This window comes from Profundibacter sp. (assembly GCF_056498605.1).
Window position 1 is genome coordinate 1 of record NZ_JBSMEZ010000092.1, and the last position, 12,956, is coordinate 12,956.

Genomic DNA, 12,956 nt, shown 5'->3' on the forward strand with positions numbered 1-12,956 from the left:
ATCTGCAGGAATCGTCTCAGGAAAAATCATTTGCAGGTTAAAGCTATGGGCAAAAGCAGCGTTGAAACCAGCGCCAGCCAAAAGCAATATAACTGTAAGGTATGCACATTTGGGCAGCCAAGGGATACGGTGTAAAATATTCATCGTCGGATCCTTATCATGTCTGAAGGTAAGCTAGGGAGGGGCCGCTGGGCCGTCAATTTTTTTCTCGAAGCTCGCGGAAATGTGTAGGTTTTCGGGTAAGGAACATTGTGTGAACAAGGCTTTAACTTTTTGAATATTTCCGATAAGCAGTCCGGTATGAGCAATTTTGATGATTTTGACGCCCCGGTGGGTCTTGCCGCCCGTGCGATGGCCGCGCGCCCCTCGCCCTATCTGGAGGGGTTGAATCCGGCGCAACGTGCGGCGGTCGAGGCGATGGATGGACCGGTTTTGATGTTGGCGGGGGCGGGCACGGGCAAGACTAAGGCGCTGACCACGCGGATTGTGCATTTGCTGAACACGGGGCGGGCGCGACCGAACGAGGTTCTGGCGGTGACATTCACCAACAAGGCCGCGCGTGAAATGAAGAACCGTGTTGGCCAGATGCTGGGCGAAACCGTCGAGGGGATGCCGTGGCTCGGCACCTTCCATGCGATTTGTGTCAAACTGCTGCGCCGCCATGCCGAACTGGTAGGGCTGAAAAGCAATTTCACCATTCTGGATGCGGACGACCAGATACGGCTGCTAAAACAACTGCTGGCGGCGGCGAATATTGACGATAAACGCTGGCCCGCGCGGATGTTAGCGGGGGTGATTGACGGCTGGAAAAACCGCGCGTGGACGCCTTCAAATGTGCCAACTGCGGATGCGGGCATGTTCAACAATCAGGGGGTGGAGCTGTATGCCGCCTATCAGGCCCGCTTGCTGACTCTGAATGCGGTGGATTTTGGTGATCTGTTGTTGCATGTGGTGACGATTTTCCAACAACACCCCGATATTTTGACCCAATACCAGCGCTGGTTCAAATACATCTTGGTGGACGAATACCAAGACACCAATGTGGCGCAATACCTGTGGCTGCGGCTGCTGGCGGCGGGGCACAAGAATATCTGTTGCGTTGGCGATGATGACCAGTCAATTTACGGCTGGCGCGGGGCCGAGGTGGGCAATATCCTACGGTTCGAGCAGGATTTCCCCGGTGCGACGGTGGTGAAGCTGGAGCAGAATTACCGCTCGACCCATCACATTCTGGGTGCGGCTTCGGGCGTGATCGCCGCCAACGAGGGGCGGTTGGGCAAGACGCTGTGGACCGAGAAAAACGAGGGCGACAAGGTGCGTCTGATCGGCCATTGGGATGGCGAGGAAGAGGCGCGCTGGATCGGTGACGAGGCCGAAGCGATGCAGCGCGGCACCCGTGGCGAGGCACCGAGGTCATTGGATGATATGGCGATCCTCGTGCGGGCCAGCCACCAGATGCGGGCGTTCGAGGATCGGTTTTTGACCATCGGGCTGCCGTATCGGGTGATTGGCGGCCCACGGTTTTACGAGCGGATGGAGGTCCGCGATGCGATGGCCTATTTCCGCATCACCGTGCAGCCCGAAGATGATCTGGCCTTTGAGCGCATCATCAATACGCCACGGCGCGGGGTTGGCGATAAGGCGCTGCAAAACATCCAGATGGCGGCGCGTGAACATCGGCTGCCGTTACTGGAAACCACACGGATGATGTTGGAATCAGATCAGATCAAGGGCAAGGCCAAAGGGGCGTTGCAGACCTTGGTTGACGGTTTTTTGCGCTGGGCGCGGGTGGCTGCGGACGAGGACGCCAATCATGTGGAACTGGCCGAGGTGATCCTTGAGGAGTCCGGCTACACCGACATGTGGCTAAAGGATAAATCGCCTGATGCACCGGGGCGGCTGGAAAACCTGAAAGAACTGGTCAAGGCGCTGGAGCAGTTTGAAAACCTGCAAGGGTTTTTGGAGCATATCGCGTTGATTATGGACAATGCGTCTGATGAGGACGAGGAAAAGCTGACCATCATGACCCTGCACGGGGCCAAGGGGCTGGAGTTTCCCGCCGTGTTTTTGCCGGGCTGGGAGGACGGGCTGTTCCCGTCGCAACGCAGCATGGACGAAAGCGGGGTTAAGGGGCTCGAGGAGGAACGGCGTCTGGCCTATGTCGGGATCACGCGGGCCGAGGAGCTGTGCACGATTTCATTCACGGCGAATAGGCGGGTCTATGGCCAATGGCAATCACAACTGCCCTCGCGGTTCATTGACGAGTTGCCCGAGGAGCACGTCGAAGTGTTGACGCCCCCTGGGCTATATGGTGGCAGCTATGGCGCTGCGGGGATGGGACCGTCCGAGGCGATGGAGGCCAAGGCCGAGCGGGCAGACGCCTATAATTCACCAGGCTGGCGGCGGATGCAGGCCCGTCAACAGGACCGCGGCATGAGTGCCCCGCGCGAGGCCAGCAAGGCGGTGATTGACGTGACTGCCAATGCCCGTTTCACCCAAGGCGAGCGAGTGTTTCACCAGAAATTTGGCTATGGCTATGTGATGGGCGTTGAGGGCGACAAGCTGGATATCGAGTTTGAACGCGCGGGTTCCAAAAAGATTGTGGCGCGGTTTGTGGTGGCGGCAGATCGGGCGGATGAGGTGCCGTTTTAAGCCAAGGGTTACGCCGCGCGGTGCGCGTCGCCGTAGCCTCCGGCGGAGGTATTTATGAAAAGAAGAAAGAGGGGCGGTAAACGCGGCTGTCTTTTGGGTTAGCACAATGCTTGACATTCGCGCCGACCACACAGTATTCAGGCGACTTTCTAAATCTAACGGATCATGAAAAGACCCTTAATATGCAGCAGTCTCATACATTGGGCATAGATTTTGGCACGTCTAATTCCGCTGCCGGATTTATGCAGGGCAACACGCCCAGACTGGTTGAATTTGCGGCTGGCCAGTCCACCCTGCCCACCGCGTTTTTCTTTGATTTCGCAACCCGTGAAACCCTGATCGGCCAAGCCGCCAATACGGCGTTGATTGACGGGTTGGAAGGGCGGTATATGCGGGCACTGAAGCGGGTGCTGGGCAAACCTATTATGCACGAAAAACGCCGGATTTTGAATGATACCGTAACCTTTGTCGACATCATCGCGCGGTTTTTGGCCGAGATAAAACAGCGGGCCGAAGCCGCCAGCGGGCATCCCTTTGACACTGTGCTTTCCGGTCGCCCCGTGCATTTCCATAACGAGGGTGGTGCGCTGGATGACAAAGCCGAGGACGACTTGCGGCAATGCTATATTGCGGCGGGTTTCAAACAGGTGCGGTTCATGGCCGAACCCGAAGCGGCGGCGATTTCGGTTCGCGAGCCGTTAATCGCTTCAAAACTGGGGCTGGTTGTGGATATCGGCGGCGGCACCTCGGATTTTTCGCTGTTTGAAACGGGCGGCGGGGGCGTGAATATCATTGCCAGCCACGGCATCCGTATTGGCGGCACCGATTTTGATCGGGCCATCAGTATTGAACATGTGATGCCGCTGCTGGGGAAGGGGGCGCATGTGCAAAACCATTTTGGAGCGGGCACGCTGGCGGCACCCAATGCCATCTTTAACGATCTAGCCACATGGGAAAAAATCCCGTTCCTCTATGGCTCTGACACCACCAATATGGTCGCCGAGATGCACAGCCTCGCGGTGGAACCTATCAAATTCAAGCGCTTGGCAACTACGCTGGAATTCCAGTTGGGCCATGACATTGCCTTTGCGGTCGAGCAGGGCAAGATTGATGCGAATAATGACATGGGGCACGCCGCAAGCATCAACCTTGGTGTTCTGGAGCCGGAATTGGCGGCCGGTCTGTCCACCGATGCCCTGAACCTTTCTATAGCCAGCGATGTTGCGGCGATCACGGCCTGCGCGCTTGAAACCTTGCACATGGCCGCTGTTTCCAAGGGTCAAATCGGGCGCATTGTCTTTGTCGGTGGCTCCAGCCTGACATCCGCTGTCACCACCGCGTTAAGCGCGACCTTCCCCGATGCCGAGTGCGTTTTCTCGGAAGTATTTACCGCTGTGACCAATGGCTTGGCGATTGCGGCTGAAACCTAAGGCCACAGGATCGGGTATAGGGTCGCCACCAGCAGCAGGCCTGCCGTGACGTTGAAGATCATCAGGCGCTTGGGGGTGTGTAAAAACCGGCTCATTTGCTGGCCCAGCACAACCCATGTGGTGATGGACGGGAAATTGACCAGCGCAAAGGCCCCCGCGACCATGCTGATCTGGGCAACGGTTGGTGAGGGGGGCGCATAGACCCCTAATGCGGTCAGCGCCATTGCCCATGCCTTCGGGTTGACCCATTGAAAGGCGGCGGCTTGCAGGAAAGTGAAGGGTTTTGCGCGGCCATTCATCTGATTTGGTGGGGTGCGGTTGGACGCAATTTTAATGGCCAGATACAGCAGGTAAATCACACTGCCAACTTTTAGCACCGTATAGGTAAAGGGGTAGAGGTCGAAAATCTGTTTGATCCCGACTCCGACCAGAAACACCATAAAGCTGTGCCCGATCGAAATACCGAACATATGCGGCAAGGTGCGTTTGAAGCCGAAATTGGCACCAGAGGCCAACAGCATCAGGTTATTCGGGCCAGGGGTGATCGAACTGACCACAGCAAAGCCGATCAGGGCGAGGAACATTTCAACAGTCATCGGTGCGTTTCCAGTCGTTATTTGCGCAACTATGTGCGATAATGGGCGCAATTATACGCCCATTTGGCGCGAATCTATGAAAAATGAGCAATCAATGACACGATTAGATGTAAAGACCGCCGAAATATTGCGCATTCTTCAGCGGAACGGGCGGATCAGCAACATTGATCTGGCCGAACGGGTGGCGTTGTCAGCCTCGGCCTGCCTGCGACGCGTGCAGGAACTGGAGCGCTCCGGCGTGATCAAAGGCTACCGCGCCGTGGTGGATCGCGAAAAACTGGGCAACGGGTTCACCGCCTATGTGGCCGTGGGCCTGTCGGATCATTCCAAGGCATCGCAAGAGGCGTTCGAGCGCTCGATGTCATTGGCGCCGCAGGTGCGCGAATGTCATAACGTAGCGGGGGCCTATGAATATCTGCTGCGGGTCGAGGTGGCGGATTTGAACAGTTATAAGGTGTTTCACACCGATATACTGGGCACGGTGCCGCAGGTGAATTCGATCACGTCCTATGTGGTGATGGGGTCGCCAAAGGACGAACGGGCCTAGCGGCTTGAGGACTAAGTGCTATTGCGAAAGACTGTCATTTGCTGCGGTGAGGACGAGCGATTGCTTTGTAGGACAAAACGGGCTTTCGCTGCTGTTGTTCTAACGCCCGCATTGATGCAAGCGGGATAGATTCCGGCTCACCAAAGGTATTGTGTTTGGTGGCAGCAACGTCGATGTTGCAAACATGGCAACAGAAACAGAGTTTTCCTTCGCAGCGCTAACCGGTTCGGCACGGCGGCACATTCGGGTGTTTCAGATACACCAGTTTCTTGATCGTTTTGCGATGGGTTTGACGGTTGCCGTTGTTGCTCTGGCGTTAACCGACCGAGGTATGGACCTCTTTCAAATCTCGCTTCTCTTCGGGGTTTACTCGCTCACGACCATGGCGATGGAGCTGCCCTTCGGCGGATTGGCAGACAGTATCGGACGCAAGCCGGTCTTTCTGACAGCAGTCGTCGCCAGTTTGATTTCGCTCGCGCTCTTTCTCTCAACCAGCGATTTCTATGTTCTCGCACTTTCTTTTGCGTTCATCGGTTTTGGACGTGCGCTTAGGTCAGGGACGCTTGATGCGTGGTTTGTCGAAACTTTCAAGGCAGCCGCGCCAAATGTGGATGTCCAGCCCGCGCTGGCCAAAGCGCAATGGGCCAATGCCGTAGGGTTGGCCATTGGCGCGGTCCTCGGAGGTCTTCTGCCTGATATTTTAGGCTCGGTCGCGGAAAGCATCGGTTTCAGCATTTATGATGTATCCTATGCAGCAAGCTTTGGTGTGATGCTGGGCGTGTTTGTTTTCACGATGTTGACCATTGTCGAAAAACCACGTCCGATGAGCCCTGGTGCACTCAGACAGGGGTTTGCAAACGTTCCGTTGGTGATCAAAGACGCGGGTCTTCTTGCCCTGAAACATCCCGCACTATCAATCCTATTGGCAGCGCTGGCATTTTTCTTGATGGCAACCAACCCGGTCGAGGTGATCTGGCCAACCCACGCAAAGCCAATGTTGGACGAGGGCTACGCAAATACCGTCATTGGCGCACTGACCGCTACCTACTTCTTTTCCATCGCTTTCGGCGCATCTCTGTCTCCGTACGTCAGCCAGATATTCAAGCGGCAGCACGCAATGACGCTTGCGGCGACTTTTGCCTGCCTAGCAGGCGTTCAAATCGCATTGGCATTACAGGGCAGTATCCTCGGCTTTGTGACCGTCTTTATACTGTATTCTGTGTTCCTTGGTGTCAGCGAGACACCTGCTAGCAGCATTCTGCATCGTTGCGTAGAAGACCGTCAGCGGTCGACCATGCTGTCTTTGAGATCGCTGATACAACAGTTGGGGGCCGCATTGGGTTTGGTGTTCGCCGGAACCATCGCCGAGATTTACTCCACACCTATCGCATGGATTGTCGGTGCGGTGTTTCTTTTGGTTGCTGTGATACTGTCCTTGGTTTTGGTCAAACAACTGGCCGTAGAAAGCCGATAGCTGACATTCGTGCGCTGCGCAGCATCGGGCAATCTGGGCTCAAGCACTAAATCGCTTCGCGATAGGGGCGTTTGTGGCGGGGGTTGTGCTGGTTAGGAAGGTGTTGCGCGTTTTGGGATGTTGGGTGTGTGCTGTTGGTCGAGGTGATTTTGCCTTGATTGACAGAGACTTTCCCATGAACATTCAGCATTCGACACCGACGACACCCCTTCGGGTACGTATGATTTCCGATATATCGGGGCGCAATCTGGGCCCGGCATCCCAGACCAGCCACCTGCGGGCCTGTAGGCGATTTGCGGCCTGGCTCGGGCGCTCGCCAGAGACGGCGACGCCGGATAATGTGAAGTATTTTCAGCAACATCTGATTGAAAGCGGCGTGAGCATTTGTACGCGCAACCAAACAATGACAGGCGTCAAGTTTCTGTTCCGCGTAACCCTGTGGCGGCACGATCTGGTGGCCGGGATATTCCATCTGAAGGAACCGGTACCGGACATTCCAGTGGCGGCGAAACAGGACGTGCGTACTTGGGCGGCTTATCAAGTCTTACAGTATTCCCCCAAAAGAAACGGCAGCGCTCAGGGAGGAGAGCACTGCCGTTCTTTTTCGCGTCCGGTCTCAGGGAGGAGAAACCTTTCGCTTATCAGGAGCTAATCGCTCCGAATTTTGCGTGGTGACACCTGGGAGGAGGTAGATGCCACCACGGTCCAGTCACGCCTGTGTTTCCTGGGAGGGAGGAGCAGGCGGACCGAAGTCGTTACCTTTACAGACCGTAAGCGGCCTCAAGGGCTGTGCGCTTGATCATCGAACGGCTCAGGCCCAGATCGTCCAACTCGCGCGATGATAGCGCCGACAGTTCGGAAACTGTTTTGCGGTAAACGCGGTAGTTGGCAAAACGTGTGCCGACTGATTTCAATGTCGCCGCGATGCGGTGGGTGATGTCGCCGTTTGTGGCGTGAATTTCGGTGGCATATGCCATGATACTGTCTCGCTCAAATTTGTTATCGCCAGAACCAGATTGTGCTGACAGTGGGCAACATATGAATTTTGCCAAAACCCGCAACACCCTGCTTGGTCATTGCCGTTATGCGTCTGGTGCATAGGTTAGGGCAGAATCTATGCCCTATTTGCCCTGCGCGGTTTTCACCTCTTGCATGCCGCGTTAAAACCGCTCACCAAAGACGCAACAGCGAACACAACACTATATAAGGAGACGCGACATGGGCCTGAACCGTGATGATATTCTGAACGAACTGCGCAACATTAAGCTGCCCAATGGCACGGATCTGCCCAGCAGCGGCCTGATACAGGCGCTTGCGGTTGAAAGTGGTGCTGTGCGGTTTGTATTAGAGGCCAAAAGCCCCGAAGACGCCGCCAACCTGTCTGCCGTGCGCGATGCAGCCGAGGCTGCGGTGAAGGCCATATCAGGCGTCACCTCGGTGTCCGTGGTGCTGACCGCACACGCACCAGCCGCCCAACCCCCGAACCTGAAAGGGGCCAAAAGGCCCGCCGCACCCGAAGGGCGTCAGAAAATTGCTGGCGTGAAAAACATTATTGCCGTCGGGTCGGGCAAGGGCGGGGTTGGCAAATCCACCGTGTCGTCAAACCTTGCCGTGGCGCTGGCCAAACAGGGCCGCCGCGTTGGCTTGCTGGACGCTGATATTTACGGCCCGTCACAACCCCGCATGATGGGCGTCGACGCGCGGCCCAAAACCGATGACAAGGATCATATCATCCCAATGCAGTCCCACGGGGTTGCGATGATGTCGATCGGTCTGCTGGTTGAGCCAGATCAGGCGCTGGCATGGCGCGGTCCGATGTTGATGGGCGCGCTGCAGCAATTGCTGCGCGAGGTGGCTTGGGGTGAACTCGACGTGTTGATCATCGACCTGCCACCGGGCACGGGGGACGTGCAGCTGACCTTGGGGCAGAAAACCGACGTCACCGGCACCATCATCGTGTCCACCCCGCAAGACGTGGCGCTGCTGGATGCGCGGCGCGCCATCACCATGTTCAAAAAACTGGAAACACCTATTCTGGGTCTGGTCGAAAATATGTCATCCTATGTCTGCCCTGAATGTGGCCACGAGGCCCATATCTTTGGCCACGGCGGTGTGCATGACGAGGCTGACAAACTGGGCGTGCCGTTTCTGGGTGAATTGCCGCTGGACCTGGACGTGCGTCTGGGCGGCGATGCAGGTGCGCCCGTTGCGGCGGGCGAGGGGCCATTGGCCGAGGCCTACGCGCGGTTGGCTAAAGGGCTGGTGGATCGCGGGGTAGCATAGGCACTCCGCCAGCTTCGGGAAATTATGGGATGGGTCGGCGAATGCTGGCCCATTCTTTGATTCACGGCGTATTTCTAGGTGGTGTTGATTGAATCCACCCCTGTCTATACTGTAAAACATCAAAATATCGAAAATTCAGGGAAAACATGGTACTTTTCCGCATCTTTTTTTACACACCATATGTAGTAGTGTTAGGTGGGCATATCTACATATTGTGCCATAGGTTCTTCTTATGTTCTGGTTTGGCGAGGTGTGCAGGCATAGCTAAATCCCAGTAAACACAAAGAAATTCTATAAAAAATCGTTGACGCCCATGAATTCCCATGCGTATACATGTTTCAAGATAACAACGGGCAATTAATTGGGGCACATAAAGAACCCCGAACATAGGCACCTAAGTCAGGTTTCATACAGGCACCCGCTTTTATCTAACTAGAGATCCGGCGCGCGGGCGAGCAGACATCCCCCCAGGTGGCTCGTGCAGTTGGACAATCCCCCGGAAACGGGACGAGGGCGGCGGGTTGAGTAGTGGCAGCTAACTCAACCCGCCGTTTCCTTTTCCGGGACGTGAATTTTAAGGAGGCCGCAGGTCGGTGACGAGGATGTTTTTTGGCGACGCCCACAATAAAGTGGATGGTAAAGGAAGGGTGTCTATCCCTGCCTCGTTTCGCCGTGTTCTCGAGGCGGGTGATCCCGAATGGACCGAAGGCCTTAATCCCAATCTTGTGATTGTTTACGGTGACAAGGGGCGCAAGTTTCTGGAATGCTTTACAATCGAGGCGATGGCCGAGGTTCAGGCCAAAATCAAGAAAAAGCCGCGCGGATCAGCCAAGCGCCGGTCTATGCAGCGTCTTTATAACGGGAATGCCTACCCGACATCTGTGGATGAAACGGGGCGTCTGGTTTTGCCAGTCAAACTGCGTGAAAAAATAGGGCTGGACGGAATGGCCTATTTCATTGCCAACGGCGATACCTTTGAAATTTGGCGTCACGATACCTACGAAGAAGAGGAATACGGCAAACCTGACGCCGAAGATGATTTTGATCCTGATGCTGACCCGTCCATCTATCTTGACGGTGATGAAGGGGAGTAGCCGATGATGCTTGCTCCCGATGCCCCGCATACCCCTGTCTTATTGCGCCCGTTGTTGGCCGCCGTTGCCCCTGTTTCGGGGCTTTGGCTTGACGGCACCTTTGGCGCGGGTGGCTATGCGCGTGGTCTGTTGGCTGCCGGGGCCGATCATGTGATCGGGGTGGACCGTGACCCGCTGGCGTTTGAAATGGCGGTACCGTGGGCTGATGAATACGAGGACCGCCTGACATTCGTTTCAGGCACTTTTAGCCAGCTGGATACCTATTCCGATGTACCGCTTGACGGAGTTGTTCTGGACCTCGGGGTCTCTTCGATGCAACTGGACCGCGCTGATCGCGGGTTTTCCTTTATGAAAGAGGGCCCGCTCGATATGCGGATGAGTCAATCGGGGCCTTCTGCCGCCGATCTGGTCAATACTGCGTCCGAAGCCGAGTTGGCCGACATTATATTCCAATACGGCGAAGAACGCGCCTCGCGACGGATTGCCAAGGCCATTGTGACGGCCCGCGCAGTAACTCCGTTTGAATCCACCCTGCAATTGGTGGACGTGATCGAAGGCGTGCTGCCCCGCTCCAAACCCGGTCAAAGCCACCCCGCGACCCGCACATTTCAGGCCATCCGCATTGCGGTGAATGATGAATTCGGCGAACTGCTGTCAGGGCTAGAAGCCGCCGAACGGGCGCTGAAATCTGGCGGCAAACTGGCGGTTGTTACCTTTCACTCGCTTGAGGATCGCGTGGTCAAACGCTACCTTGCATCGCGTTCCGGCGGGGCAGGGCGAGCCAACCGATATGCCCCTGAAACTGTTGAAGAAAAACCACAATTCAAACTGATAAGCCGCCGCGCAATCGGGCCGGATAATGATGAACTTGCCCATAACCCGCGATCCCGGTCTGCAAAATTGCGCGTGGCTATGCGCACAGAACACCCCGTCGTGACTATGCCGCGTACGGGTCTGGGAATGCCAAAAATTTCGTTAGAGGATACCGCCAATGCGTAGCATTTTATATGTGATCTCGGGGCTGGCCATTATCGGGCTGGCCTTCTGGTCTTATCAGGAAAATTACAAAACCCGTGCGTCGCTAAAAACAGTGTCGCAACTGCAGCAGCGGATTGGCGCATCGCGGGAAAAACTGGCGATTTTGCGGGCGGAATGGGCCTATCTGAATCGTCCTGAACGGCTGCGTGAACTGGCGGATATTAACTATGACCGTCTCGGGCTGCTGCCGCTTTCCCCCGAACAATTTGGCAAAATTGATCAGGTCGCCTTTCCGGCATCCGATATTGGCCCGATAACCGATCCGGTTTCAGTGGCCGCTGATCTGGAGGATACCCAATGACCCGTACCCCCCTGCGCCCGCTGGCCCGTATCCTGAAAGCCCGCGAAGTCGGCGAAAACCCTGACGCGATTGAGCGCGAGAACATCCGCGCCCGCCACGAGGTAATGCGCGATAAATCCCGCCTGCGTGCCGAGGGACGTTTGCTGGTTCTGGGGGGGTTCTTTTTCTGCGCTTTTGCCGTAATAGGCGTGCGCATGGGCACCTTGGCTGCCAGTGAGCCGCAAGAACCGCGCGCCGCCGCAACAGGGGCCAGCATCACCGCTGGACGGGCCGATATTCTGGACCGCAACGGGCGGATATTGGCCACCAACCTGTCCACCCGTGCCTTATATGCCCAGCCGCCACTTATGATCGACAAGGTCCGCGCCGCTAAGGAACTGGTCACAATCTTCCCCGATCTGGAAGAGGAAACGCTTGTGCGCCAATTCACCGGCAATCGTAAATTTATCTGGCTCCGCAAGAAAATAAGCCCTGAACAAATGCAGGCTGTGCATGATATTGGCGACCCTGGTCTGCTGTTTGGCCCGCGTGAAATGCGTCTCTATCCCAACGGCAAACTGGCGGCCCATATTCTGGGCGGTGCATCGTTTGGCCGTGAAGGGGTGGGATCGGCCGAAGTTATCGGCACGGCGGGCGTTGAAAAAGCCTATGATGACTACCTGCGTGATCCGGCACTGGATGGCCAGCCGCTGCAATTGTCGATTGATATGACGGTTCAGGCTGCCACCCGAGAGGTGCTGTGGGGCGGGATGAAACTGATGAACGCCAAGGGTGCTGCAGCTGTATTGATGGATGTGAACAGTGGTGAAATCCTTTCGATGGTTAGTCTTCCGGATTTTGACCCAAACACACGGCCCCGCGTTTTGACCAAAGGCGATGCTTCGGACAGCCCGCTGTTTAACCGCGCGGTGCAGGGGCTTTACGAGTTGGGTTCGGTGTTCAAAGTGTTTGCTGCGGCACAAGCGCTGGACATCGGGTTGGTGAACCCGTCAACCATGGTCAACACCAAAGGCCCGTTGCGCTGGGGCAAATTCCGTATCCGCGATTTTCATAATTATGGCGCACAACTGTCAATGACCGACGTGATTGTGAAATCCTCCAACATCGGCACCGCCAATGTGGCGATCAAAATAGGCGCCGAACGCCAGCGTGAATTCCTTGCTTCGCTAGGTTTGCTCGAACCCACACCCGTTGAGTTGGTCGAGGCCCATGGCGCGAAACCTTTGTTGCCGCAAAAATGGTCGGAACTGTCGACCATGACCATTTCCTATGGCCACGGGTTGTCGACCAGCCCGCTGCAGCTGGCCACCGCCTACTCGTCTGTTGTGAATGGTGGCTACCGTGTCAAACCAACCCTGCTGCGCCAAAACGGGCCACGGAAAGGTGATGCTGTGATCTCGGAACGCACATCGGCGCAACTGCGTTCGATCCTGCGACAAGTGGTGCTGCGCGGCACGGCGTCCTTTGGCGAGGTCGAGGGATATGCGGTGGGAGGCAAAACCGGCACCGCTGACAAACCCAAACCGAGCGGCGGTTATTAC

At 56.2% G+C, this 12,956-nt stretch carries 12 protein-coding genes; 10 read left to right on the plus strand and 2 right to left on the minus strand.

Annotated features, from left to right (window positions below; genetic code table 11):
• Positions 1-300 precede the first annotated feature (300 nt).
• Both ACWB12_RS09350 and ACWB12_RS09355 read left to right on the plus strand, forming a co-directional pair.
• Entirely contained in the window at positions 301-2,652 is a 2,352-nt protein-coding gene (locus ACWB12_RS09350; RefSeq protein ID WP_479529808.1) for an ATP-dependent helicase, read from the plus strand.
• Positions 2,653-2,834: 182 nt separating this feature from the next.
• Positions 2,835-4,082 (plus strand): Hsp70 family protein, encoded by a 1,248-nt coding sequence (locus ACWB12_RS09355; RefSeq protein WP_479529809.1) that lies wholly within the window; start codon positions 2,835-2,837, stop codon positions 4,080-4,082.
• On the opposite strand, the gene ACWB12_RS09360 is transcribed toward ACWB12_RS09355, so the two are convergent.
• Positions 4,079-4,678 carry a LysE family translocator gene (locus tag ACWB12_RS09360; RefSeq protein ID WP_479529810.1) on the minus strand — a complete coding sequence of 200 codons (600 nt, stop codon included), beginning with the start codon at positions 4,676-4,678 and terminating at the stop codon, positions 4,079-4,081. The genes ACWB12_RS09355 and ACWB12_RS09360 overlap by 4 nt on opposite strands.
• A 94-nt stretch (positions 4,679-4,772) precedes the next feature.
• Between ACWB12_RS09360 and ACWB12_RS09365 the strand changes: the two genes are divergently transcribed.
• The 3 genes from ACWB12_RS09365 to ACWB12_RS09375 all read left to right on the plus strand — a co-directional run bounded on the left by ACWB12_RS09365 (position 4,773) and on the right by ACWB12_RS09375 (position 7,351).
• Positions 4,773-5,225 carry an Lrp/AsnC family transcriptional regulator gene (locus tag ACWB12_RS09365; RefSeq protein ID WP_479529811.1) on the plus strand — a complete coding sequence of 151 codons (453 nt, stop codon included), beginning with the start codon at positions 4,773-4,775 and terminating at the stop codon, positions 5,223-5,225.
• 184 nt (positions 5,226-5,409) lie between these two features.
• Positions 5,410-6,699 carry an MFS transporter gene (locus ACWB12_RS09370; RefSeq protein ID WP_479529812.1) on the plus strand — a complete coding sequence of 430 codons (1,290 nt, stop codon included), beginning with the start codon at positions 5,410-5,412 and terminating at the stop codon, positions 6,697-6,699.
• A 175-nt stretch (positions 6,700-6,874) separates the two neighbouring features.
• The gene (locus ACWB12_RS09375) at positions 6,875-7,351 is read left to right on the plus strand and encodes a phage integrase N-terminal SAM-like domain-containing protein (protein ID WP_479529813.1); all 477 of its coding nucleotides are present in this window, start codon (positions 6,875-6,877) and stop codon (positions 7,349-7,351) included.
• A gap of 109 nt (positions 7,352-7,460) precedes the next feature.
• Here the strand turns inward: ACWB12_RS09375 and ACWB12_RS09380 are convergent, their stop codons facing one another.
• Positions 7,461-7,676, minus strand: coding sequence for a DUF1127 domain-containing protein (locus tag ACWB12_RS09380; RefSeq protein ID WP_479529814.1), 216 nt, complete (start codon positions 7,674-7,676; stop codon positions 7,461-7,463).
• A 241-nt stretch (positions 7,677-7,917) separates the two neighbouring features.
• On the opposite strand from ACWB12_RS09380, the gene ACWB12_RS09385 reads away from it, so the two are divergent.
• The 5 genes from ACWB12_RS09385 to ACWB12_RS09405 all read left to right on the plus strand — a co-directional run.
• A complete protein-coding gene (locus ACWB12_RS09385; RefSeq protein WP_479529815.1) occupies positions 7,918-8,982 on the plus strand; it encodes an Mrp/NBP35 family ATP-binding protein in 1,065 nt (354 codons plus the stop codon).
• Between the two features lie 593 nt (positions 8,983-9,575).
• Positions 9,576-10,076 (plus strand): division/cell wall cluster transcriptional repressor MraZ, encoded by a 501-nt coding sequence (mraZ, locus tag ACWB12_RS09390; RefSeq protein WP_479529816.1) that lies wholly within the window; start codon positions 9,576-9,578, stop codon positions 10,074-10,076.
• A 3-nt stretch (positions 10,077-10,079) separates the two neighbouring features.
• On the plus strand, positions 10,080-11,075 hold the full coding sequence (gene rsmH / locus ACWB12_RS09395; RefSeq protein WP_479529817.1) for a 16S rRNA (cytosine(1402)-N(4))-methyltransferase RsmH: 996 nt from the start codon (positions 10,080-10,082) through the stop codon (positions 11,073-11,075).
• Complete coding sequence (gene ftsL, locus ACWB12_RS09400; protein ID WP_479529818.1) at positions 11,068-11,415, plus strand: cell division protein FtsL; 348 nt, start codon at positions 11,068-11,070, stop codon at positions 11,413-11,415. The genes rsmH and ftsL overlap by 8 nt, the downstream gene beginning before the upstream one ends.
• On the plus strand, positions 11,412-12,956 hold a 1,545-nt coding region (locus ACWB12_RS09405), incomplete at its 3' end, for a peptidoglycan D,D-transpeptidase FtsI family protein (RefSeq protein WP_479529819.1). The genes ftsL and ACWB12_RS09405, both read left to right, overlap by 4 nt.

Excerpts from the sequence above, each read along its gene's own strand:
- ACWB12_RS09380 (WP_479529814.1), bottom strand. The coding sequence starts at position 7,676 with ATGGCATATGCCACCGAAATTCACGCCACAAACGGCGACATCACCCAC.
- rsmH (WP_479529817.1), top strand. The coding sequence starts at position 10,080 with ATGATGCTTGCTCCCGATGCCCCGCATACCCCTGTCTTATTGCGCCCG.
- ACWB12_RS09375 (WP_479529813.1), top strand. The coding sequence starts at position 6,875 with ATGAACATTCAGCATTCGACACCGACGACACCCCTTCGGGTACGTATG.
- ACWB12_RS09355 (WP_479529809.1), top strand. The coding sequence starts at position 2,835 with ATGCAGCAGTCTCATACATTGGGCATAGATTTTGGCACGTCTAATTCC.
- ACWB12_RS09365 (WP_479529811.1), top strand. The coding sequence starts at position 4,773 with ATGACACGATTAGATGTAAAGACCGCCGAAATATTGCGCATTCTTCAG.
- ACWB12_RS09350 (WP_479529808.1), top strand. The coding sequence starts at position 301 with ATGAGCAATTTTGATGATTTTGACGCCCCGGTGGGTCTTGCCGCCCGT.
- ACWB12_RS09360 (WP_479529810.1), bottom strand. The coding sequence starts at position 4,678 with ATGACTGTTGAAATGTTCCTCGCCCTGATCGGCTTTGCTGTGGTCAGT.
- ACWB12_RS09370 (WP_479529812.1), top strand. The coding sequence starts at position 5,410 with ATGGCAACAGAAACAGAGTTTTCCTTCGCAGCGCTAACCGGTTCGGCA.
- ftsL (WP_479529818.1), top strand. The coding sequence starts at position 11,068 with ATGCGTAGCATTTTATATGTGATCTCGGGGCTGGCCATTATCGGGCTG.
- ACWB12_RS09385 (WP_479529815.1), top strand. The coding sequence starts at position 7,918 with ATGGGCCTGAACCGTGATGATATTCTGAACGAACTGCGCAACATTAAG.